14 protein-coding genes are annotated in these 20,547 nt (G+C 74.9%); 4 read left to right on the forward strand and 10 right to left on the reverse strand.

Annotated features, from left to right (window positions below; genetic code table 11):
- Positions 1–29: 29 nt before the first annotated feature.
- The 5 genes from ATL51_RS22505 to ATL51_RS22525 all read right to left on the reverse strand — a co-directional run bounded on the left by ATL51_RS22505 (position 30) and on the right by ATL51_RS22525 (position 11,839).
- A complete protein-coding gene (locus ATL51_RS22505; protein ID WP_062400793.1) occupies positions 30–797 on the reverse strand; it encodes a beta-ketoacyl-ACP reductase in 768 nt (255 codons plus the stop codon).
- Entirely contained in the window at positions 794–6,415 is a 5,622-nt protein-coding gene (locus tag ATL51_RS22510; RefSeq protein ID WP_100879858.1) for an ATP-binding protein, read from the reverse strand. Before ATL51_RS22510 ends, ATL51_RS22505 begins: the two co-directional genes overlap by 4 nt.
- A gap of 184 nt (positions 6,416–6,599) precedes the next feature.
- On the reverse strand, positions 6,600–8,549 hold the full coding sequence (locus tag ATL51_RS22515; protein ID WP_100879859.1) for a 3-oxoacyl-[acyl-carrier-protein] synthase III C-terminal domain-containing protein: 1,950 nt from the start codon (positions 8,547–8,549) through the stop codon (positions 6,600–6,602).
- A gap of 542 nt (positions 8,550–9,091) precedes the next feature.
- Positions 9,092–10,501, reverse strand: a complete 1,410-nt coding sequence (locus ATL51_RS22520; protein ID WP_100880867.1) for an MFS transporter — start codon at positions 10,499–10,501, stop codon at positions 9,092–9,094.
- 165 nt (positions 10,502–10,666) lie between these two features.
- The gene (locus ATL51_RS22525; RefSeq protein ID WP_100880868.1) at positions 10,667–11,839 is read right to left on the reverse strand and encodes a citrate/2-methylcitrate synthase; all 1,173 of its coding nucleotides are present in this window, start codon (positions 11,837–11,839) and stop codon (positions 10,667–10,669) included.
- A 69-nt stretch (positions 11,840–11,908) separates the two neighbouring features.
- Here ATL51_RS22525 and ATL51_RS22530 point away from each other — a divergent pair, with 69 nt between their 5' ends.
- Complete coding sequence (locus ATL51_RS22530; RefSeq protein ID WP_208623053.1) at positions 11,909–13,156, forward strand: citrate synthase; 1,248 nt, start codon at positions 11,909–11,911, stop codon at positions 13,154–13,156.
- On the opposite strand, the gene ATL51_RS22535 is transcribed toward ATL51_RS22530, so the two are convergent.
- Positions 13,096–13,674: a class F sortase gene (locus ATL51_RS22535; protein ID WP_301549130.1), complete on the reverse strand. Its 579-nt coding sequence runs from the start codon at positions 13,672–13,674 to the stop codon at positions 13,096–13,098. The two genes, ATL51_RS22530 and ATL51_RS22535, sit on opposite strands and share 61 nt — an antisense overlap.
- 158 nt (positions 13,675–13,832) lie before the next feature.
- Positions 13,833–14,543: a hypothetical protein gene (locus ATL51_RS22540; RefSeq protein ID WP_100879860.1), complete on the reverse strand. Its 711-nt coding sequence runs from the start codon at positions 14,541–14,543 to the stop codon at positions 13,833–13,835.
- 211 nt (positions 14,544–14,754) lie between these two features.
- Here ATL51_RS22540 and ATL51_RS22545 point away from each other — a divergent pair, with 211 nt between their 5' ends.
- The 3 genes from ATL51_RS22545 to ATL51_RS22555 are packed head-to-tail and all read left to right on the forward strand — an operon-like array spanning position 14,755 to position 16,659.
- Positions 14,755–15,189 carry a TIGR03618 family F420-dependent PPOX class oxidoreductase gene (locus ATL51_RS22545; RefSeq protein ID WP_301549131.1) on the forward strand — a complete coding sequence of 145 codons (435 nt, stop codon included), beginning with the start codon at positions 14,755–14,757 and terminating at the stop codon, positions 15,187–15,189.
- 16 nt (positions 15,190–15,205) lie between these two features.
- Positions 15,206–16,006, forward strand: coding sequence for an MBL fold metallo-hydrolase (locus ATL51_RS22550; RefSeq protein WP_301549132.1), 801 nt, complete (start codon positions 15,206–15,208; stop codon positions 16,004–16,006).
- Positions 16,003–16,659: a DedA family protein gene (locus ATL51_RS22555; protein WP_301549133.1), complete on the forward strand. Its 657-nt coding sequence runs from the start codon at positions 16,003–16,005 to the stop codon at positions 16,657–16,659. Before ATL51_RS22550 ends, ATL51_RS22555 begins: the two co-directional genes overlap by 4 nt.
- 209 nt (positions 16,660–16,868) lie before the next feature.
- Here the strand turns inward: ATL51_RS22555 and ATL51_RS22560 are convergent, their stop codons facing one another.
- The 3 genes from ATL51_RS22560 to ATL51_RS22570 form a co-directional block, all read right to left on the reverse strand.
- A complete protein-coding gene (locus ATL51_RS22560) occupies positions 16,869–18,392 on the reverse strand; it encodes a S1C family serine protease (protein ID WP_100879863.1) in 1,524 nt (507 codons plus the stop codon).
- Positions 18,393–18,503: 111 nt separating this feature from the next.
- Positions 18,504–19,250, reverse strand: a complete 747-nt coding sequence (locus tag ATL51_RS22565) for an E3 ubiquitin ligase family protein (RefSeq protein ID WP_100879864.1) — start codon at positions 19,248–19,250, stop codon at positions 18,504–18,506.
- A 17-nt stretch (positions 19,251–19,267) separates the two neighbouring features.
- Positions 19,268–20,437, reverse strand: a complete 1,170-nt coding sequence (locus tag ATL51_RS22570; protein ID WP_100879865.1) for a thiolase family protein — start codon at positions 20,435–20,437, stop codon at positions 19,268–19,270.
- Positions 20,438–20,547 lie beyond the last annotated feature (110 nt).

Below are 20,547 nucleotides of genomic sequence, written 5' to 3' on the forward strand. Positions count from 1 at the left end.
GCGAGGCCCTCGGCCGGGGAGAACGACGGTCAGGACGCCATGTCCAGCCCGCCGTTCACGCTGATCACCGAGCCGGTCACGTAGCCGGCGCGGTCGTCGACGAGGAACTGCACGGCGCGGGCGATCTCGTCGGCCTGGCCGAGGCGGCCGACCGGGATCTTCGAGACGATCTTCTCGAGCGCCTTCTCCGGCACGGCGGCGACCATCTCGGTCTCGATGAAGCCCGGCGCGACGCAGTTGACGGTGACGCCCTTGCGGGCGACCTCCTGGGCCAGCGACTTCGAGAAGCCGATCAGGCCGGCCTTCGACGAGGCGTAGTTGGCCTGGCCCATCGCCCCGGTCTGGCCGATCACCGAGGAGATGTTCACGATCCGGCCGAACTCGTTGCCGGTCATGTGCTCCAGCACGGCCTTGGTCATGTAGAACGCCCCGGACAGGTTGATCCGCAGCACGGCGTGCCAGTCGTCGACGGTCAGCTTGCGGACGGTCTTGTCGACGGTGATGCCGGCGTTGTTGATCAGGTAGTCGACGCGGCCCCGCTGCTCCAGGACCTCGGTGACGACCCGCTGGCAGTCCTCGGGCGAGCCGACGTTGCCCTGGTGCACCGAGATCGACGCGCCCTCGGCCTCCAGCTTGCCCTTCAGCTCGTCGGCGGCCTTGGAGTTCGACGAGTACCCCGCGGCGACGTGCACCCCGGTGCGGGCCAGCGCGGTGGTGATCGCGGCGCCGATCCCGCGCGCACCCCCGGTCACGATGGCGACGCGCTGCTCCGGGTGGGTATCGGTGATCGCGGTCATGCGTTTCCTCCAAGGGTGTCGAGAGTGCGCTTCATGCCCCGCTGGACCGCGTCGGCCAGGTACGGCCGGAGCTGGTCGGGGGAGACGATCCGGTGCACCGAGCCGACGGACTGCGCCCGCTCGATGGAGTGCTTGGTGTCGAACTCGTCCGCGACCTGGCCGAGCTTCTCGGAGCGGACGTCGGGGCGGAGGGTGGCGAGGTCGCCGCGCAGCCGTGCCGCCGTCGCCTCGTCCCCGTCGGTGACGGCCTGCTTGATCCGGGTCTCCAGGTCGGTGACCCGCTCGTCCTTGGCGGTGCGGTCGTTGACCTCGCCGGCGAACACGACGGCCGCGGCGGGCGCCCCGCCGAGCACGGAGGCGTAGGAGCCGGTGATCGCGGCGACCTCCATGTTGTCGTTCAGCGTTCCGGAGAACACCACGAACGCGCCGCCGTGGTAGCGGGAGACCACGCAGAACACGATCGGGCCGTCGAAGTTGACGATGGCCCGGCCGATCTCGGCGCCGTTCTCCAGCTGCAGGCCGCGCAGCGACTCCGGCGAGCCGTCGAACCCGGACAGGTTCGCCAGGACGACCAGCGGCCGGTTGCCCGACGCGGCGTTGATGGCCCGCGCGCACTTGCGCGACGAGCGCGGGAACAGCGTCCCGGCGGTGAACTGCGACGGCCCGTCGACCGGGCGCGGCCCGCGCCGCGGCAGCGGCCGCGACTCGATGCCGATCATCGCGATCGGCTGGCCGCCGAGGTGGGCGTCGAGCGCGACGACCGAGTCGGCGTCGTGCATGTCGGCCCACCGCTCCGACGTCGGGTGGTCGGCGTCGGCGACGCCGCGCAGCACCGAGCGGATGTCGAACGGCTTCTTCCGCTCCCGGTTGGTCTCCGGCGCCCAGATCTCGCCGAGCGTGGTGAAGTCGCAGTTCGGCCCGGAGTGCGGCGCCGTGGTGACGTCACGGGAGACCGGGTCGGTGGTCGGCGCGGGTCGCGGGAACCGCTCGCCCGGCTGGGTCCAGGTGTGGGCGTAGTGCTGCAGCAGCACGCCCACGGCGCCGCCCAGGTCCGGCGCCCAGTACTGCGCCTGCCCGTTCGGGCCCATGATCCGGTCGTAGCCGCCGATGCCGAAGTTGTCCTCGGCCGAGACGCCGCCGGAGAAGTCCAGCGAGTGCTTGCCGGTGAGCACCATCGCCGAGTCCGGCGTCATCACCAGGATGCCCCTGGTGTGCATGAGCATCGTGGCCTCGGCGTTCCAGTAGGGCTGGGCGCCGACGTTGATGCCGGTGACGACGACGTTCATCTCGCCGCCGTCCTGGGTGAACTCGATGATCCCGCGCAGCACCCGGGAGATCCAGTCCATGTTCTCGGTACCGGAGTCCATCGCGATCTTCGCGCCGGCCGATACGGCGAACCACTCGATCGGCACGTCCAGCTCACGGGCCAGGTGGATCGCGGCCAGCACGCGGCGGCACTCCGGTTCGGCGATCGCGCCGAGTGCCCGGGTCGGGTCGCCGAGCAGCACGACCCGCTTCATCCCGTCCGGGTAGCGCCGGGTCGGCACCGAGACGACGCCGAGCACCAGGTTGGCGCTGTTGCCGCCGGGCGCGCGGTCGACCGGCACCGGCAGCGCCGGGTCGGCCGGGTCGACGAGGTCGTACTCCTGCCAGGTGCCCGGACCGGCGTCGACCGGGGCGGTGAGCAGCGGGACGATCTCGTACGGGTAGACGGCGCCGCGGCGACGGGCCTTGAGCACCTTCTGGTCGTAGGCGTCGAGCTCGCGCATCGGCTCGGTCGGGGGCTGGTCGAGCTTGACCGTGAGCCCCGCGCCGGGCGGGCGCGACATGCGCAGCAGCATCGAGCGCGGACCGCCCTGGCCGCCGGTGACCTGCGGGTCGGCGGTGCGGAACTCGACGAGGACCTGCTCCAGACCGAGGTTGGCCGTGCGCGGTGCGAGCCGGCGGACCACCGAGTCCAGCTCGGCGAGCGGGACGTCGACCTCCGGCCACACGTAGAGCGCGATCCGGTTCCACGACATCCGGGCCAGGGTGCGGTCCCCGGCGCGGGCGGCACGCAGCGAGTTGATGCAGGCGTCGAGCGCGCGCTCGAACTGCGGCAGCGAGCGGACCTTCCCGGTCTCCTCGTCGCGCAGCACGGTCAGCTCGCGGACGTCGGCCATCGCGACCAGCCGGTCGTCGGCGGTGACCTCGCGGCCGGTGGCCCGGAACAGGTGCACGTCGGTGGCGGCGGGCAGCCGGTGCAGCTCGAAGTTGCGGAAACGCCACAGCCGCAGCCGGTCCGCGACCAGCGGGTGCATGCCCCGCAGCGTGCGGTCCTCGACCAGCTCGCCGGTCTCGTCGGGCCGGAAGGTGAACCAGGTCGGCGGCTCGGCCTCCTCGCTCGTCGTCCCCGCGGCGCGCGGGTTCGGGCGGACGGCGACGGCGACCCGGTGCAGGTGCGCGGGCACCTTCCCCAGTGCGGCGCGGACGCGCTCGGCGCGGGCGTCGGGGTCACCGCCGTCGTCGGCCTTGGTCGAGGTGACGTAGAGGTCGACGAGCGCGGTGCGGTCCCCGTCGAGTTCGCCGACGCGGCGGCGCAGCTCGTCGGACACGGCCTGCGCGGCGGCCGGGTCGTTGTTGTCGATCACCGAGGCGAAGACCGTGCGGTCCCGGCCCAGGTGCTGGTAGCGGGCGGTCAGCAGCGGCTTGCCCGCGTGCTCGACGAGCTCCAGGTCGCGCAGCACCCGCACCCGGTAGTAGCGCCGGGTCATGACCTCGAGCAGCACGGCGTCGTGCCGCTCCCCGAACACGCCCAGGATCGGCTCCGAGGACCCGACGAGGGTGTCGATCCGGCGGGCCCGGTCCGCGGTCTCCGGGTCCGAGGCGAGCACGTCCAGGCTCTCCCGGACCTCGGCCAGCGCCCGGTCCCGCTCGGCGGCGACGACCGGGGCGTCGAACGCCCGGTAGCGGGCCAGCCGCGCGGTGTCCCCGACGACGGGGTGCCGCAGCTGGGTGGCGACGACGACCTCGTCGAGGGTGCGCAGGTAGTCCTCGCGCGCCGCGGGGGAGAGGTTCGCGACCGACTCCGGGTGGCGCAGCCGCCAGTTCAGCAGGTCCAGCACGACCGGCACCTGCTGCGGCGCGCGGCGGTGGGCCAGGAACATGCGGTACAGCGCCGGGCCCAGGTCGTCGGCGCGGCCGGTCCCGCCGTCGATCTCGGTGACGCCGTAGTGGGCCAGCGCCCGGCGCAGCTTGGCCTGGAACGACTCGGGCAGGCCCTCGTCGTCGGCGTCGCGGGAGCGCAGGTAGGCGTAGAGGTACTCCTGCGGGTTGCGCTCGGTCTCGCCGGTCTCGTCGTCGGTCTCGGACCGGTTGCGCGAGAGCTGGCACAGGTCGGCGAAGATCTGCAGGACGGCGGTCTCCCCGGCCAGCACGGCCGGGTCGTCGGCGGCCAGCTGCTCGCGGGCGGCGGCGAGGCGGCGCAGCTGCGGGCGGGCCTGGCGCTCGTCGACGTCGAAGCCCAGCACCTGGAAGCGCAGCGCGGACAGCGCGTCGGCCGCGGTCGCGGCGGCGTCGGTGTCGGCGCCGGCCGCGGCGAACGCGGACAGGTCGGCGCGCTCCCCGCTGGGGCCTGCTGCGTCCGCGTCGGCCGACGGCTCCAGCCGCACGAGCTTGGTGCCGCCGTCGACCTGGGTGTTGGCCGGGACGAGGATCTCGGCGACGGTGCCGTCGAACGGCGCCCGCAGCGAGGTCTCCAGCTTCATCGACTCGACGATGGCGAGGGTGTCGCCCTCGGACACGGTCTGGCCCGCGGTGACCGGCAGCGCGACGACCATCGCCGGGGCGGGGGCGCGGACGATGCCGGCCTCGCCGCCGGAGATGCGGTGCACGGAGCCGTCGACCTCGACGAGGTAGTCCGCCTCCTGCGCGACCGACAGCACGGTCCAGGACAGGTCGCCGACGGTGAGCCGTCGCTCGTAGGCGCCGTTGCGCTCGACGTCGACGTCGACCGACACGCCGTCCAGCTCGACGGTGTAGCGGCCGGCGCGGGTGCGGGCGACCGTCAGCTTGTAGGACTGCCCGGCGACGGTGACGTCGGTCTGGTGCCAGGTCTCGTAGCCCACCTCGGGCCGGCCGGCCTCGGCGGAGCGGAACAGCCGCTCCTGCTGGCGGGCGACGTGGCCGTCGTGGCTCTGCACGGCGGTGGCGAGCAGCGCGACGTCGAGGCGGCGCGGCGGCGCGTAGCCGTCGGCCATCATCGTGTCGAGCCAGGTGGTCTGCAGCTCGCCCGAGCGGAACTCGTCGCGGTCGAGCAGGTCCAGCAGGAACGCCTTGTTCGTGGAGCCGCCGTCGATCACCGCGGAGGTCTGGCGCAGCGCACGGGACAGCCGCGCGCGGGCCTCGTCGCGGTCGCGGCCCCAGGCGATCACCTTGGCGATCATGGAGTCGAACTGGGGTGGGATGACGTCACCCGCGGCGACGCCGGTGTCGACCCGGATGCCCGGACCGGACGGCAGCGCCAGGTGCTCGATGCGCCCCGGGGCGGGCGCGAACTCGCGCTCCGGGTCCTCGGCGGTCAGCCGGGCCTCGATCGCCCAGCCCTGGGCCGCCGGGACCCCGCGTGCGACCTCGGCGAGGGTGCCGCCCGCGGCGACGTGCAGCTGCAGCTTCACGATGTCGACGCCGGTGCAGGCCTCGGTGACCGGGTGCTCGACCTGCAGCCGGGTGTTGACCTCGAGGAAGGAGAGGAGCTTCTCCTCGGGCTGGTAGAGGAACTCGACGGTGCCGGCGTTGACGTAGCCCGCGGCGCGGGCCAGTTCGGCCGCCGAGCTGCGCAGCAGCGCCTCCTGCTCGGCGTCGAGTGCGGTGGACGCCGACTCCTCGATGACCTTCTGGTTGCGCCGCTGCACCGAGCAGTCGCGTACCCCGAGGGTCCAGACGTCGCCGGTGGCGTCGGCGACGACCTGCACCTCGACGTGCCGTCCGCCCGACACCGCGCGCTCCAGGAACACGGTCGCGTCCCCGGCGGTCCTCGACGCCTCCGACGCGGCCCGCTCGAAGGCCTCGTCGAGCTGCTCGGGGCCCGGCACGTAACGGATGCCGCGGCCCCCGCCGCCCGCGGTCGCCTTCACCATCAGCGGGTAGCCGACGGTCTCGGCGGCCTTGCGCGCCGTCTCGACGTCGGCCACCGGACCGCCGGACCACGGCGCCATCGGCACGCCGACCGACTCGGCCAGCTGCTTGGAGGCGATCTTGTCCCCGAGCCGGCGCATCACCTCGGCCGACGGGCCGACGAAGGTGATCCCCAGCCGCTCGCAGAGCTCGGCGAAGTCGGCCTTCTCCGAGACGAAGCCCCAGCCCGGCCAGACCGCGTCGGCGCGGGTGGCGCGCAGCGCGCGCTCCAGCTCGGCGTGGTCGAGGTAGGGGCTGGTGCCCATGTGGTCCGGGTCGTCCGGCCCGATCAGGACGGCCTCGTCGGCCTCACGGACGTACATCGCCCGCCGGTCGACGGCGGTGTGCAGCGCGATCGTGCGCAGGCGGCGGTCGGGCCCGTTCTGGGCGTTCCACTCACGGACGGCGTTGATCAGCCGCATGGCGGGTTCGCCGCGGTTGACGATGGCGATGCGCGAGAACATGGCTGGGCTTCACTGCTCCTACGGGTGCTGCGACGGGACGGCGGCGGTGTGCCGCATCGACATCGTCGTCGTGCGGTCGGCGGGTCGGTGCGGACGGTGGCCCGGTCGGTGCCGGAATGCGGGCGGGCTCACCTCTCGGACAGGGATCTTCCCGCCCACTGTGGCCCGTGTCACCCGGTCGTGGCTACTCGCCGAAGGCGATGCGGACGTCGTCCGAGGTCGGTGCGACGGCCGGCTCGGCCAGTGCGGCGGCGGTCGGGTCCAGGTGGACCTCCGGTGCCATCACGGCCGGGTCGACCTCCAGCACCGCGTAGCCGCCCACCGCTCCGGCCCCGAAGCCGGGCGCGAAGACCCGGGTCCGGCCGGACACGACGCCGTCGGCCACGGAGTCGAACAGCGCGATCGGGATGGACGCCGCGGAGACGTTCCCCATCGACTCGATGTTGAAGTACAGCTGGTCGGCCGAGAGCCCCGCCTTGCCCGCCAGCTGCAGGATCATCGTCTTGTTGGCCTGGTGCGGAACGATCAGGTCGACGGCGTCGAGCATCGAGCCCTCGCCGTCGGGGCCGGCCTGATCGGTGAGCTCGCCGATCATCTGCGACAGGTAGCGGGCGACGAGCGCCTTGACCTCGGGGCCGTAGACGGTGATGTCGTTGTCGAACTCGGGGTTCGGCCAGATGATCGAGTTCACCTGGGTGTCCGGGCCCGACGCGTAGGTCTGCAGCAGGTCGATGTCGCCGGGCTCGCCCTCGGCGGCCGGGGCGATCACCATCGCGGCCGCGCCGTCGCCGAAGATCATCCGCGAGGTGCGGACGTTACCGATCTTGTCGGAGAACTTCTCGACGCAGACCAGCAGGACCGGCCGGTTCACCTCCTGCAGCTGGCGCACGGCCTCGGACAGGCCGTAGGGCAGCCCGGCGCAGGCGGCGACGATGTCGGCCGAGCAGTGCGTCTGGAGCAGCCCGAGCCGCCCGGACAGCCACGTCGACAGCGACGGGATGAGCCGCTCGCTGGTGCAGGTGGCGACGAGTACGGCGCCGATCTCGGAGCGGTCACGGCCGGAGTGCTCCAGCGCGCGTACCGCGGCGGCCCAGGCCAGGTCCTCGATGTCCAGCTCGGTGTAGCGGCGCTGGTCGATCCCGGTCTTGGCGGAGATCTCGTCGGCGCTCATCGGCGACCAGGAGAACGCGGAGTTGCGGACGACGTCGTCGTTGGAGCAGACGTGTTCGCCCCGGACGACGGCGAGCGCCTCGACCTTCGGCTGCACCGCGAACGCCTCACGGACCCGGATCGGCGGCAGCGGGGTGGCGGGCTCGACCGGGTCGGACTGGGTCGAGATCCGGCCCCGGCGCGCCGGGCGGGTGCCGGTGGCGCGGTCCAGGAACTGCTCGACGTCGCGGTTGCGGGGGTGGAAGGCGATGACGTACTCGTCGTCGCCGATCTCGTCGGCGGTCCGCAGCTCGGTGGCGGCACGGTCCCAGGGGTACTGGTTGTGCAGCACCATGGCCCAGCGGGTCAGGGCCTCGAGCTCGGGACGCTCGGCGTGGGCGTCGAGGATCTCGGTGAAGGAGAAGACCGGGTAGTCCGGGTCGTGCTGCGGCACGACGAAGGTCTGCGCCCCCGGTGTGGTGAGGAACTGCTCGACGGTCGGCTTGACGGCCGGCAGCTCGGTCGCGTGGTGGCGACGGTTGCCGTAGACGTCGAAGAGGAGGTCGAAGATGCGGCGCTCGGTCGCCTCGTCCCAAGTGCTGGGGAGCGCGGCGAAGGCGTCGGCGACGGCCCGGACCTTCTTGTCACCGTCGCGCCACGGGGTGAGCAGCGGGAGGAAGACGTCGCTCCGGTGGCGGGGGAGGTCACGCCAGCGGGTCGGACGCTTCTCGAACATGGTGAGCGTGTACCGGTTGACCCAGAACAGGTTCTGGCTCATGTCGCGCAGCAGTGCGAAGCGGCTCTCGTAGGCGCCGCTGGTGACCCGCTCGAGGATGTCGGTGCCGGTGGGCGCCTTTGCCTCGAAATCGCGACCGACGATGGCGGTGAACTGCTCCATATCGTCGATGACGGAGAAATCGAGTTCTCCGAGAAAATTGGCGGGAAAGACCAGTCGGTCGTGGTTGTTGACCACGAACGGTTTCATGTGACGACCTCCAGCAGCGGCGTCGACCGGCGGAATCGCCAGGCGGGACGCGGTGCGGCCTGGTCGATCGGATCGGTTGCGGTGCCTGCAACGCTATCGATGAACAGTCACGATCGGAATGTGATCCAGCCGCCGAGTGTGCGCTCTCACGGATGGTCGGTCAACTCGGACTGTTACCGGCGAGAATGTTACCGGTCGGTTCTACTCGTCGGTTCCCCGAAAGAATTCCGCAGATCCGCAGGTTGGCGGGCGGAGGTCGTCCACAATGGAATGATCACCGGGCGTGGCCGGTCGGTCCCGACGCGTGCACATGCAGGCGGGAGCGTGGTCGTCGGCGTCACAGTCCGCGCGGCGATCGTCACCCGCACCTGGTGGGGTCCACCATCGTCCGAACGGGGGAGGACGGTGTCGAGCCTCCGATGTGGACGATCCTGCACGGGGTCGCGACGGGCGGGCCGGACCGGCGGGCGGCATCCGGGAGGGAATGCGTCGGCGGAATGCGGTCGCCGTTTCCGGGTCACCGTTCCCGGGTGGTCCGGTGCTCAGCCGCGGGCGGTGGCCGGGGCCGGGGCCGCGACGGTCTCCGCCGCCGGTGCGGGTGTGAGCAGCACCAGCACCGTGGCGAGCAGCCCGGCGGCGCCCGCCGCGACGAAGGAGATCGTGTACGCCGTCGCCGAGGGGGGTCCGCCGTCGCCGAGCACGTAGGTCGCCGTCACGGCCGCGACGACCGCGGTGCACGAGCTCGTGCCGAGCTGGCGGGCCAGGGTGTTGAGGCTGTTCGCCGCGGCGGTCTCCGACTCCGGCACCGCACGCATGATCGTCAGCGGGATCGCCGAGTAGGCGAGCGCGGCGCCGACCGCGGCCACGGTGGAGGCGGCCATCAGCAGCGGCACCGTCGAGGGCATCGCGGCGAAGGCGAAGTTGCCCGCCCCCAGCAGGAGCGTGCCGATCACCAGCGTGGTGCGCGGGCCGCGCAGCCGCGACAGGCGCGCCGAGGCCGAGGAGAACACCACCATCGACCCGCCCATCGGCAGCAGCACCAGCCCGGCGACGACGAGCGAGAGCCCGAACCCGTAGCCGGTCGTGACCGGCGCCTGGAGGATCTGGGTGGCGAGCACGAAGCCGGCGAACATCGCGAAGCCCACCAGCACCGAGGCCAGGTTGGTGAGCAGCACCGCGGGCCGTGCCGAGACCCGCAGGTCCACCAGCGGTGCGGGGACGCGCAGCTCGTACCGGACGGTCACGGCCACCAGCACCACGGTGCCGGCGAACAGGCCGAGCACGGTCGGGGAGGCCCAGCCCCAGTCGTTGCCCTTGGAGATCGCCAGCAGCAGGCACACCAGCGCCCCGCCGACGCCGAGCGCCCCGGGCACGTCGAACCGGCCGCCGGTGCGCAGCCGTGACTCGGTCACCAGCCACCGGACCAGCAGGATCTGCACGACGCCGAGCACCGCGGCCCCGGCGAACAGCCAGCGCCAGCTCGCGAACTGGGCGACGACGCCGGTGATCGGCAGCCCGATGGCCCCGCCGAAGCCGAGCGAGGACGACATCAGCCCGACCCCGGACCCGACCCGGTCGGCGGGCAGGACGTCGCGCATCAGGCTCATCCCGAGCGCGATCACCCCGAACGCGGCGCCCTGCAGCACCCGGGCGACGAGCAGCAGCCCGATCCCGGGCGCCAGCGCGCCGAGCAGCGACCCCACCCCGACCAGGCCGAGCGCGACCAGCAGCATCCGCCGCTTGCCGAACATGTCGCCGAGCCGCCCCAGCACCGGCGCCGACACCGCGCCGGCGACCAGGTTGGCGGTGATCAGCCACGACGCGGTCGACCCGCTGACGTCGAGCAGCTCCGGGAACCGCGGGAGCAGCGGGACGACCATGGTCTGGACCAGCGAGACGAGCAGCCCGCAGGAGGCCAGGACGGCGATCGCGACGCCGGGGCGTGGCGGCACCGGTGCGGATCCCTCGGGGTGGGTGCTCTCGGGCTGCTGGTGCGGACGGCGTGCCCGGAACACTCGACCTCCGTGGTGGGTGACAGATCGTGCCGGCGGACGACCCCGCTGAAGCGGGAGTCACCCATCAGATGAGCATGCCGGTCACCCGTCCGGCAAGCCGGGTCACCTCCCGCGTGCGGGGACCGGCTCGGGCGGCGGCGGGCCGTCGTAGACCGCGGAGGGCCGGATCAGGCGTCGCTGTGCGGCCTGCTCCAGTACGTGCGCGCACCAGCCGACGACCCGGCTGACCGCGAACGTCGGCGTGAACATGCTGCGGGGGATCCCGCAGCCCTCCATCACCACGCCCGCGTGGAACTCGACGTTCGCGAACAGCGGGTGGTCCGGGCGCAGCTCCGCGAGGGTGGCGGCCACCCGCCGTTCGACGTCGGCGGCCCGCGCGGGCAGCGGCCCGCCCAGCTCCGCGGCGACCTCGCGCAGCAGTGCCGAGCGCGGGTCCGGCCCGCGGTAGACGGCGTGGCCGAACCCCATGATCCGCATCCCCGCGGCGAGCCGGTCGGCCACCCAGCGCTCCGGTGAGCCGCCGGCATCGCGGTCGATCGCGTCGAGGCTCTCCAGCGCCCGGTCGGGGGCACCGCCGTGCAGCGGCCCGGCGAACGCCCCGAGCGCGGCGACCACGCAGGACGCGACGTCGGCGCCGGTGGAGGCGACCACCCGGGCGGTGAAGGTGGAGGCGTTGAAGCCGTGGTCCACCGTCGCGACGAGGTAGGCGTCGAGCGCGCGGACGTGCGCCGGCGCGGGCTCGGCCCCGTCCAGCATCCACAGCCAGTTCGCGGCGGAGGACAGGTCGGTGCGCGGCCCGACCGGGTCGAGGCCGTGCCGCAGCCGGTGCAGCGCGGCGAGGACGGTCGGTGTCGCGGCGCAGACGGTGGCGGCGTCGCGGGTGCCCGCCGCCGGGTCGTCCCAGAGCGGGCGCATCCCGTGCTGCGGGCCGAGCAGCGACAGCGCGGTGCCCAGCCCGGCGAGCAGGTCGGGCCCGCAGGCGTCGGCGATCGCGGGCAGCTGCGCGGCGACGGCGTCGGGCAGCGCACGGTGCTCCGCGGTGGCGGCGGCGAACTCCGCGGCCTCGCCGGCGTCCGGGAGGCGGCCGTGGACGAACAGGAACCACACGTCGTCGAAGGTGCGGGTGCGCGCGAGGTCGACCGCGGAGTACCGGCTGTAGTGGTAGAAGCCCTCGTCGCCGCGGACGTCCCCGATGCGCGTGCTGGTGACGGCGACGCCGCGCAGGCCCGGTGGGACCTGCCCGGCGGCGGCGCCGATGCTGTCGGTGCTGGTCATGACCGGACCGTCCGCCCGTCGGGAACCATTGTCAATATTGATCCAGTCAATGTTGATACGGTCCACGTCGTGGAGTACCTGACCGTCGCCGAGACCGCGGAACGCCTCGGGGTGAAGCGGGAGACCGTGTACGCCTACGCCAGCCGCGGGCTGCTGACCAGCGTGCGTGGCGCGCAGCGGCGGGGCAGCCGGTTCGCCCAGGACGAGGTGGAGGCCCTCGCCGCGCGCGGCCGCGAGTCGGGCGAGCCGTCCGGGACGGTCGAGCGCATCAGGACGCGGATCACACTCGTCGCCGACGGCGGGCCGTGGTTCCGCGGGCGGGCGGTGCCCGCGCTCGCGGGGTCGGAGGACCTCGAGCACGTCGCGGCGCTGCTGTGGGAGGTCCCCGGCCGGGTGCCGTTCGACGCCGACCCGGACCTGCTCGCCCCGGCGCGTGCCGTGCTCGCCGCCGCACCCGCCGGGGCCCGGGCGACCGACCGGTTCCGGCTCGCCGTCGCCGCGGTGGCCGCGGCCGACCCGCTGCGCGCCGACGCGCGGCCGGGAGCGGTGGTGGCGACGGCGTCGTCGCTGCTGGGGACGGTCGTGACCGCGCTCGCCGGGGACCCGGGAGCCGCGGGCGGGCCGGGTGTCGCCGGGTCCGGCCTGGCGGAGCGGCTGCTTCCGGCACTGGTCCGTGACCCGGACCGGGCACCCGCGCCGGCGACGGCCGGACACGTCCGCGCCGCGCTGGTCCTGCTCGCCGACCACGGCCTGGCGTCGTCGACGGTCGCGGCCCGGGTCGCCGCGAGCACCCTGGCCGACGTGCACGCCGTCGTCTCGGCCGGGCTCGGCGCTCTCGACGGGCCCCGGCACGGACTGGTCAGCGGGCTCGCGCACCGCTTCCTCGCCGACGCCCTGGACGACCCGTCCGGCGCGCTCGCCCAGCGGCTGCGGGCCGGCGAGCGGGTCCCGGGCTTCGGGCACTCGGTCTACCGGGGCACCGACCCGCGGGCCACGGTGCTGCTCGACCGGCTGCGCGCCGACCCGGCCGCGGACGGCGTCGTGGCCTGCGTCGACGCCGTCGTCGCGGGGATGGACCGCGGCGGCGACGGCCCTGCCGCGAACGTCGACCTCGCGCTCGCCGCGCTGATGCACGCCCACGACCTGCGCCCGGACGCGGGCGAGCTGCTGTTCGCCTGCGCCCGGACGGTCGGCTGGGTGGCGCACGCCCTGGAGGAGTACGCCGAACCCGGTCTGCGGTTCCGGCCGACCGGCGTCTACACCGGGCCGCGGCCCGGGTCGACCAGCGAGGCGAGCACCACGACGTTGTCGGTGTAGCTGCGCACACCCCGGTCGAACGTCCCGCCGCAGGTGATCATCCGCAGGCCCGCGCCGGGCAGGTCGCCGTAGACGGCCGCGGTGGGGAAGCGGTCCTTGGCGTAGCGGCGCACCGCCTGGACCTCGAAGGTCGCGGTGGTGCCGTCGGCGCGGCCGACCGACACCAGGTCACCGGGGGCCAGTGCGTGCAGCCGGTGGAACGGGCCCGGCTCGTGGTCCCAGTCGACGTGCGCCGCGAGCACCGCCGGTCCCCGGGCGCCAGGGGTGGGGGCGCCGGTGTACCAGCCGGTGTCGGCGCCGTCGGGCGGCACCTCGAGGGTTCCGCGCCCGGTCAGGCCGAGCGGGACGAGCCCGCTGTCGAGCCCGATCGAGGGCGCCCGCACCCGCACCGGCTCCGACGGCGGCAGCGGGGCCGCCGCCGGACGGAGCGTGGTGGTGGGCAGCGGCGGCACCGCCCCGCCGACCGCCACCGGCGGCGCCCCGAGCGGGACGGCCAGTGCCAGCACGACGAGCACCACCCACCACACCCGTCGCACGGCACGGGGCCCGAGCGGCCCCCGCGGACCCCGGACGCGCGCGGGGCCGGAGGACGCGTTCCCGATCGGGAGCACGTTCTCCGGAGCGGCGCGCGTGGGGTGTCCCCACGGGCGCGCGGGAGCGGGGGCGGGTGCGGGGGTCACGAGTGGCGGGTGGTCAGGGGGAGCGCGGCGCGGCCGGTGCGACGCCCGCTCCACACGACGACGCCCGCCCCGGCGGCGAGGACCGCGCCCGTCCCGACCAGCAGGAACACCGTCGGGTCGACCCCGGCGCCGCCGGAGCCGTCGCCGGCCTCGACACCACCACCCGGGACCGCGCGGACCTGCCCGGTACCGGCGGCCGCGACGAGGTCCGAGCCCTCGCAGGCCCGGCCGTCGTCGTCGCGGTCCAGGTTGTTCGGGTCCGAGGGGTCGGCGGCGAGCACGGCCTGGGCCTGGGCCCGGGAGAGGTCGACGCAGTCCAGGTCGCTGCCGCGCCCGGCGGCGGGGGCCCCGGCCGCGGGAGCTCCGGCCGCGGGGGTGGTCGCCTCCGGGGCCGCGGCGGTCTCCTCGGGCGCGGTCTCCTCGGGACCGGTCGCGTCCGGGGCGGTGGCGCCGGGGTCCTCGTCGGCCGGCGTCGCGTCGTCCGCGGGCTCCTCGGCGGGCGGCTCCTCGGTGTCCTCCTGGGCCGGGGCCGTCACGACCGGGCCCGCGGTGGCGACGGCGGCCGGGGCCGTGACGGCGCTCGCCACCGGGGTGGCGTCCGGTTCCGCGGCGGACGCCGCTCCGGCCAGCGGGACCCCGGCGAGCGCGGCGAGGGTGAGGGACGCGGCGACGGCGCCGGTGCGGCGGACGAGCGAACGTGCGGTCATGATCCACTCCCTGTGACGAACGTGATCCCGGTGACCGGTGGGGCGAACGCGACGCCCTGTCCGATGGCGGAGAGTGAAGCGACACCCCGTCGACAGGGCCAGGAAAGTCGCCCGTACGGGGATCACCGGGGCGGGTGGCGTCGCCCGGAGTGACCGGTGCCTCGGCGTGCCGGGGCGCGCGGGACCCGGCACGACGTCCAGGATGGCGACCGTGACGACCACCCCCGAACCGCCCCGGCGCCGCCGCCGGTCCCTCGACGACGGTGTCTCCGACGCGTTCGTCGAGCTCTGGTCCCAGCGCCGCCCGTGCGTCCTGGTGACCCCGCGCCGCGACGGGACCCCGCACGCGGTACCGGTGGGGGTGACCGTCGACGTGGCCGGGCGCACCGCCCGGGTGATCTGCGGCGGCGGGTCGCAGAAGGCGCGCAACGTCGCCGCGGCCGGGCCGGACGGGGCCCGGGTCAGCGTCACCGTCGTCGACGGGCGCACCTGGTCCACGCTGGAGGGCCGCGCCGTCGTGCGGGACGAGCCCGACGTCGTCGCCGACGCCGAGCGCCGCTACGCCGCCGAGTACAAGCAGCCCCGGGAGAACCCCGCGCGGGTGGTGCTGCAGATCGCGGTCGACCGGGTCCTCGGCAACGCCTGAGGGGATACTCGACGGTGTGGACCTGCCGGAGACGACCTTCCTCGGCCACAGCACCCTGCGGCTGCGGATCGGCGGGCGCACCGTCCTGACCGACCCGGTGCTGGGGCCCTCGGTCGGGCCGCTGCGCCGCACCGCGCCGGCCGTCGACCCGGCGGGGCCCGCCGGGGCCGACCTGGTCCTGATCTCCCACCTGCACGCCGACCACCTGCACCTCGCCTCGTTGCGCCGGCTGCCGCGCGCGGTGGAGGTCGTGGTGCCCGCGGGCGCCGGCGACTGGCTCCGCCGCCGCGGCGTCGCCCGGGTGTCCGAGCTCGCCGTGGGGCAGACCCGTGTCTTCGACGGTCTGCGCGTCACCGGCACACCGGCCGACCACTCCGGACACCGGTGGGGGCCCCGGTTCACCCACGGCCCGCAGGCCGACGCGATGGGGCACCTGCTGGAGGGCGACGGGCTGCGCGTCTACGTCGCCGGTGACACCGGCCTGTTCCCCGGGCTCGACGACGTCGCCGCCCAGGGCCCGATCGACCTCGCCGCGCTGCCGGTGTGGGGCTGGGGCCCGAACCTCGGACCCGGCCACCTCGACCCGGCCGGTGCCGCCGAGGCCGCCCGGCGGCTCGCACCGGCCGTCGCGCTGCCGGTGCACTGGGGCACCCTCGCCGTCGCCGGGCTGTGCTCGGTCCCGGGGCGGACCGGGTCCCGGATGCGGGAGCTGCTCGTGCGCCCGCCGCACGACTTCGCCGACGCCGTCGCCGCGGCCCGGCTGCCCACCCGCACCCTCGTGCTCCCGCCCGGCGCCGCCGTCGGAACACCGGCGTGAGCGCGCCGCACCTGCTGGCCGCGTCCGCGCAGGAGTGGCTCGACGCCGAGCTCAGCCCGGACGCCGGGCGGATCGCCTACCTCGTCGTCGCCGGGGGAGTGCTGCTCGGGTCGGTGCTGCCGGTCGTGCCGACCGGCGCGATCGTCGGCGCCGCCGCCGCGACGGCGATGACCAGCTCCGCGCTGTCGCTGCCGGTCGTGCTGCTGCTGTCCTTCGCCGCGGCGCTGCTCGGTGACGTGGTCACCTTCGCCGTCGCCCGGCTGGCCGGGGACCCGGTCCGTGCCGCGGTCGCGGGCGGGCGGCTCGGCGGCGAGCGCACCGCGGCCCGGATCGAACGGATGCGCGGCGCGTTCGCCGAGCGCGGCTGGCTGGTCGTGCTGGTCGGACGGGTCGCCCCGGCGGGCCGGGTGCCGACCCTGATCGCGGCTGCGGTCTCCGGGATGACCTGGGCGAAGCTGGTGCCGGCGGTCGCGGCGGGGGCGGTGCTGTGGACGCTGCTCTACGGCGTGCTCGGCGTGCTGACCGGCAACCTCACCGACTCCCCGCTGGTGGCCGCGCTGCTCGCGGTCGGGCTGGTCGCCGTCGTCGCACTGGTCACGGCGCTGGCCGGGCGGGTGCGGACCCGGCTGCGGGCCCGGCATCCCACCGGCTGAGGGTGCGTGGTCGGGCCGAGCCCGCCGGCCGTGCCGCGCTCGGAGCGTCGGGAGGAACCCCGGAGTGCACCGGCCGGATCGCGACGCCCGCGCCGGCGGCGGGCGCCACGACGGAGCGCCACACGGAACCGGCCGGGCGCGACGGGAGGGGGGATGTCGCGCCCGGCCGGAGCAGGGCCCGGGGCGTGGCGTCGCCCCGGGGGGTCGGGTCAGTTGCCGCCGCCGAAGGGGTTGATGCCGAACGGCAGCTCACCGGTCGAACCGCCGCCCTCGGGCACGGTGCGCGACCCGTTCTGGGCGGTCGCGGCCGCGGTGTCGCGCACGCTGCCGAGGGTCACCGGCACCTCGCGGGCACCGGACCCGCTGCCGACGGTCAGCGTGACCTGCTGGCCGGGCGTGAAGTTGCCGACCCGGGCGATCAGGTCCGCGAAGCTCGACACCGGGTACTCGTTGACCTTGGTGACGACGTCGCCCGCCGTGATGCCCGCGGCGGCCGCCGGCGAGTCCGGCTCCACCGTCGTGATCTGGGCGCCCGCGGTCCCGCTCGGGGCGCCGCCGGAGGCCGACACCGAGCCCTGCACGCCGAGCTGCGGCTTGGTCGCGACGCCGGAGTCCATCAGCTCCTGGGCGACCCGCTTCGCGGTGTCGACCGGGATCGCGAAGCCCAGCCCGATCGAGCCGGAGCTCTGCCCGGCGGTGGCGATCGCGGAGTTGATGCCGACGACCTGCCCGGCCAGGTTGACCAGCGGACCGCCGGAGTTGCCCTGGTTGATGGGGGCGTCGGTCTGCAGGCCGTTGTAGACGACCGGGGCCTGGCCGTCGCCGCCCGCGGTGACGGTCCGGTTGAGCGCCGAGACGATGCCCGCGGTGACGGTACCGGACAGGCCCTGCGGCGAGCCGTTCGCGACGACCTGCTCGCCGACCTGCACGCTCGAGGACTCCCCGAGAGTGGCGGGCTTCAGGTCCGTGGCGCCCTGCAACTTGATGACGGCGAGGTCGTAACTGGGGGAGGTGCCGACGACGGTCGCGGGGTACTGCTTCCCGTCGGCGGTGGACACGGTGATCCGGCCGCCGTCGGTGGCGTTGCCGACCACGTGGTTGTTGGTGAGGATCTGGCCGTCGGAGGTCAGGACGACCCCGGAGCCCTCGGCGACGCTCTGCGCGGTGCGGACCTGGATGTCCACCGTGCTCGGGGTGATCGCGGCCGCGGCACCGGCGATCGAGCCGTCGGCCGGGGTGGCCGGGGTGCCGGGGGCGGCGGCGCTGGTCAGCGTGGCCGGGGTGGAGGAACCGTCGAGCACCAGGTAGGCGCCGCCGACACCGGCCGCACCGCCGACGAGGGCGGCCGTCAGCGCGACGGCGGCCAGGCCCGCACCGAACCGGCGCGGCGGCCTCGGTGCCGGACCCTGCTGCGGGAACGGCGGGTACACCGAGGTGGGCGGGCTCCCCGCGCCGTAGGCCGGGATCGTGGGGTTGCTCGTCGTCGCCCACGGCGGCGGAGTCTGGGTCCCGTGGCCGCCGCCCGGGTCGCCTCCCTGGCTGCCGCCCTGCTGCCGGTGGTCGGTGTCGGTCACGGTGGTCGCCTCCTGTGCGTGGGTGCCGTCGTCGCCGGCCGGGTGGGCGGGGACCGCCCCCTCGTGAGGCCGCGCGGGCCGGACGGGGTCGGTGGCGCCGCCTCCGGTGGAGGTCCGTCCGTCGGACGACTCGCCCGTTCCCGGCCCGTTCTCGGTCATGGGGCAACTGTGCGCCGTGACCCTGAGACGACCCTGTGACCGCGCTGGGAATCGCTCGGGCATCGGGTGAGAGTGCCCGGCACGCGGGTCCTCGCCGGCGGTCCGGGCAGGTCAGGAGATCGCGCCGGCCACCGTGAGCACCAGTCCCAGCACCGCGAGGGCGGCCCCGCCGCGGGCCCACAGCCGCTGCGCGCGCCGGTCGGAGTCGGTCAGCTCGGCCTCGGTGCGGGTGGACAGCACGAAGGTCCCGCCGGCGTCCTGCGGCGGCCGGATCACCAGTGGCCCGTCCCGGTCGTCGACCTCGCCGAGGACGTACATCGCGACGCCGGGGCGCAGCACCCACTCCTGGTTGCGGTAGCCGACGGTCCGGTCCCCGCCCCGGCCCCGGTCGTCGGCCGGATCGAACCGGTCCAGCACCCGTTCCACCGGGTCCGGGTGCCGCCCGCCCGGGTCGACGCCGATCGTGTGCCCGTCGCGCAGCAGCGCCCAGCCGTGCGGGGACGTCCGCTCGGACACGGTCTCGGTGTGGGTCTGCGTCCGGGTGCGGCCCTCGTCGTCGCGCTCACGGCGCTCGAACCGGCGCTCGACCCGCTGCATGTGCCACACGCAGTCGACGCCCGCGAGGTCGGAGCGCAGCACCCCGACCGGGGCGGGCGCGGTCTGCCCGACGACCTCACAGACCTTCCGGAACGTGCCCGGCCGCCCGGCGAGCTCCGCCGCGACGCCCGCGAGGTCGAGCAGCTCGGGCACCGACAGCGTCTCGGCCGCCATCATCGCGTGCACCCGGCGCTGGGTGCGGACCGCGACCCAGATGCAGGCCGCCCCGGCCAGCAGCGCGACGATCCCCACCCACAGCACGGGCGGAACCTAGCAGGTCAGGAGACCAGCTCCACGATCGTGGCGTTGGCGGTGCCGCCGCCCTCGCACATGGTCTGCAGCCCGTAGCGGATCCCGCGGTCGCGCATGTGGTGCACCAGGCGGGTCAGCAGCACGGTGCCCGAGGCCCCCAGCGGGTGCCCGACGGCGATCGCCCCGCCGAGCGGGTTCAGCACGGCGTCGTCGGCGCCCAACTCGGCCTGCCAGGCCAGCGGGACCGGCGCGAACGCCTCGTTGACCTCGAACGCGCCGATGTCGCCGATCGACAGCCCGGAGCGCTTCAGCACCTTCTGCGTCGCCGGGACGGGCCCGGTCAGCATCCGCAGCGGGTCCGCGCCGGAGACGGCCCCGGAGTGGTAGCGCACGATCGGGGTCAGGCCGAGCTCGCGGGCCCGCTCCGGGGTGGTCACGAGCACCGCCGACGCGCCGTCGGAGATCTGCGAGCTGTTCCCGGCGTGGATCACCCCGTCCGCGGAGAACGACGGCTTCAGCGCGGCCAGGGTGCCGGCGGTGGTGCCCCGGCGCAGGCCCTCGTCGGCGGTGAACCCGGGCGCTCCGGGCACGTCGACGAGCTGGTCGTCGAACACGCCGGCGTCGATCGCGGCGGCGGCGAGCTCGTGGCTGCGTGCCGCGTACTCGTCGAGCCGGGTCCGCGACAGTCCCCAGTCCCGGGCGATCCGCTCGGCGCCGACGCCCTGGTTGAAGTCCCCGTTCGGGAACTCCCCGGACTCCAGGTCGGCGCGGTAGCGCTCGCGCACCAGCGGCCCGTAGGGGCGTCCCAGGTCGCGCCCCGCGCCCAGCGGCACCCGGGTCATCGACTCCACCCCACCGGCGACGACGACGTCGTACTGCCCGGCCAGCACCATCCCGGCCGCGAAGTCGAACGAGGACTGGCTCGATCCGCACGCGCGGTTCACCGTCACCCCGGGCACCGTCTCCGGCCAGCCCGCGGCGAGCAGCGCGTAGCGGCCGATCTGCGCGGCCTGGTCGCCGACCTGGTTCACACAGCCCCACACGACGTCGTCGACGACGGCGGGGTCGATCCCGGTCCGCTCGGCCAGGGCGCTCAGCACGGCGGCGGACAGGTCGACCGGGTGGACCTCGGCCAGGGACCCCTTCCGCTTCCCGATCGGTGTGCGGACGGCGGCACAGACGACGGCCTCGGGCATGGGGGTCCTCCTCGGTCACCGGTGACACGACTCGTTCGCGACGCTAAGCCATCGGAGGGGGTCGGCGCTGAGAGGGCGATCACAGCGCCGGATGCGTATCAGGTGTCGAG

It is taken from the genome of Pseudonocardia alni (assembly GCF_002813375.1).
Classification (GTDB): domain Bacteria; phylum Actinomycetota; class Actinomycetes; order Mycobacteriales; family Pseudonocardiaceae; genus Pseudonocardia; species Pseudonocardia alni.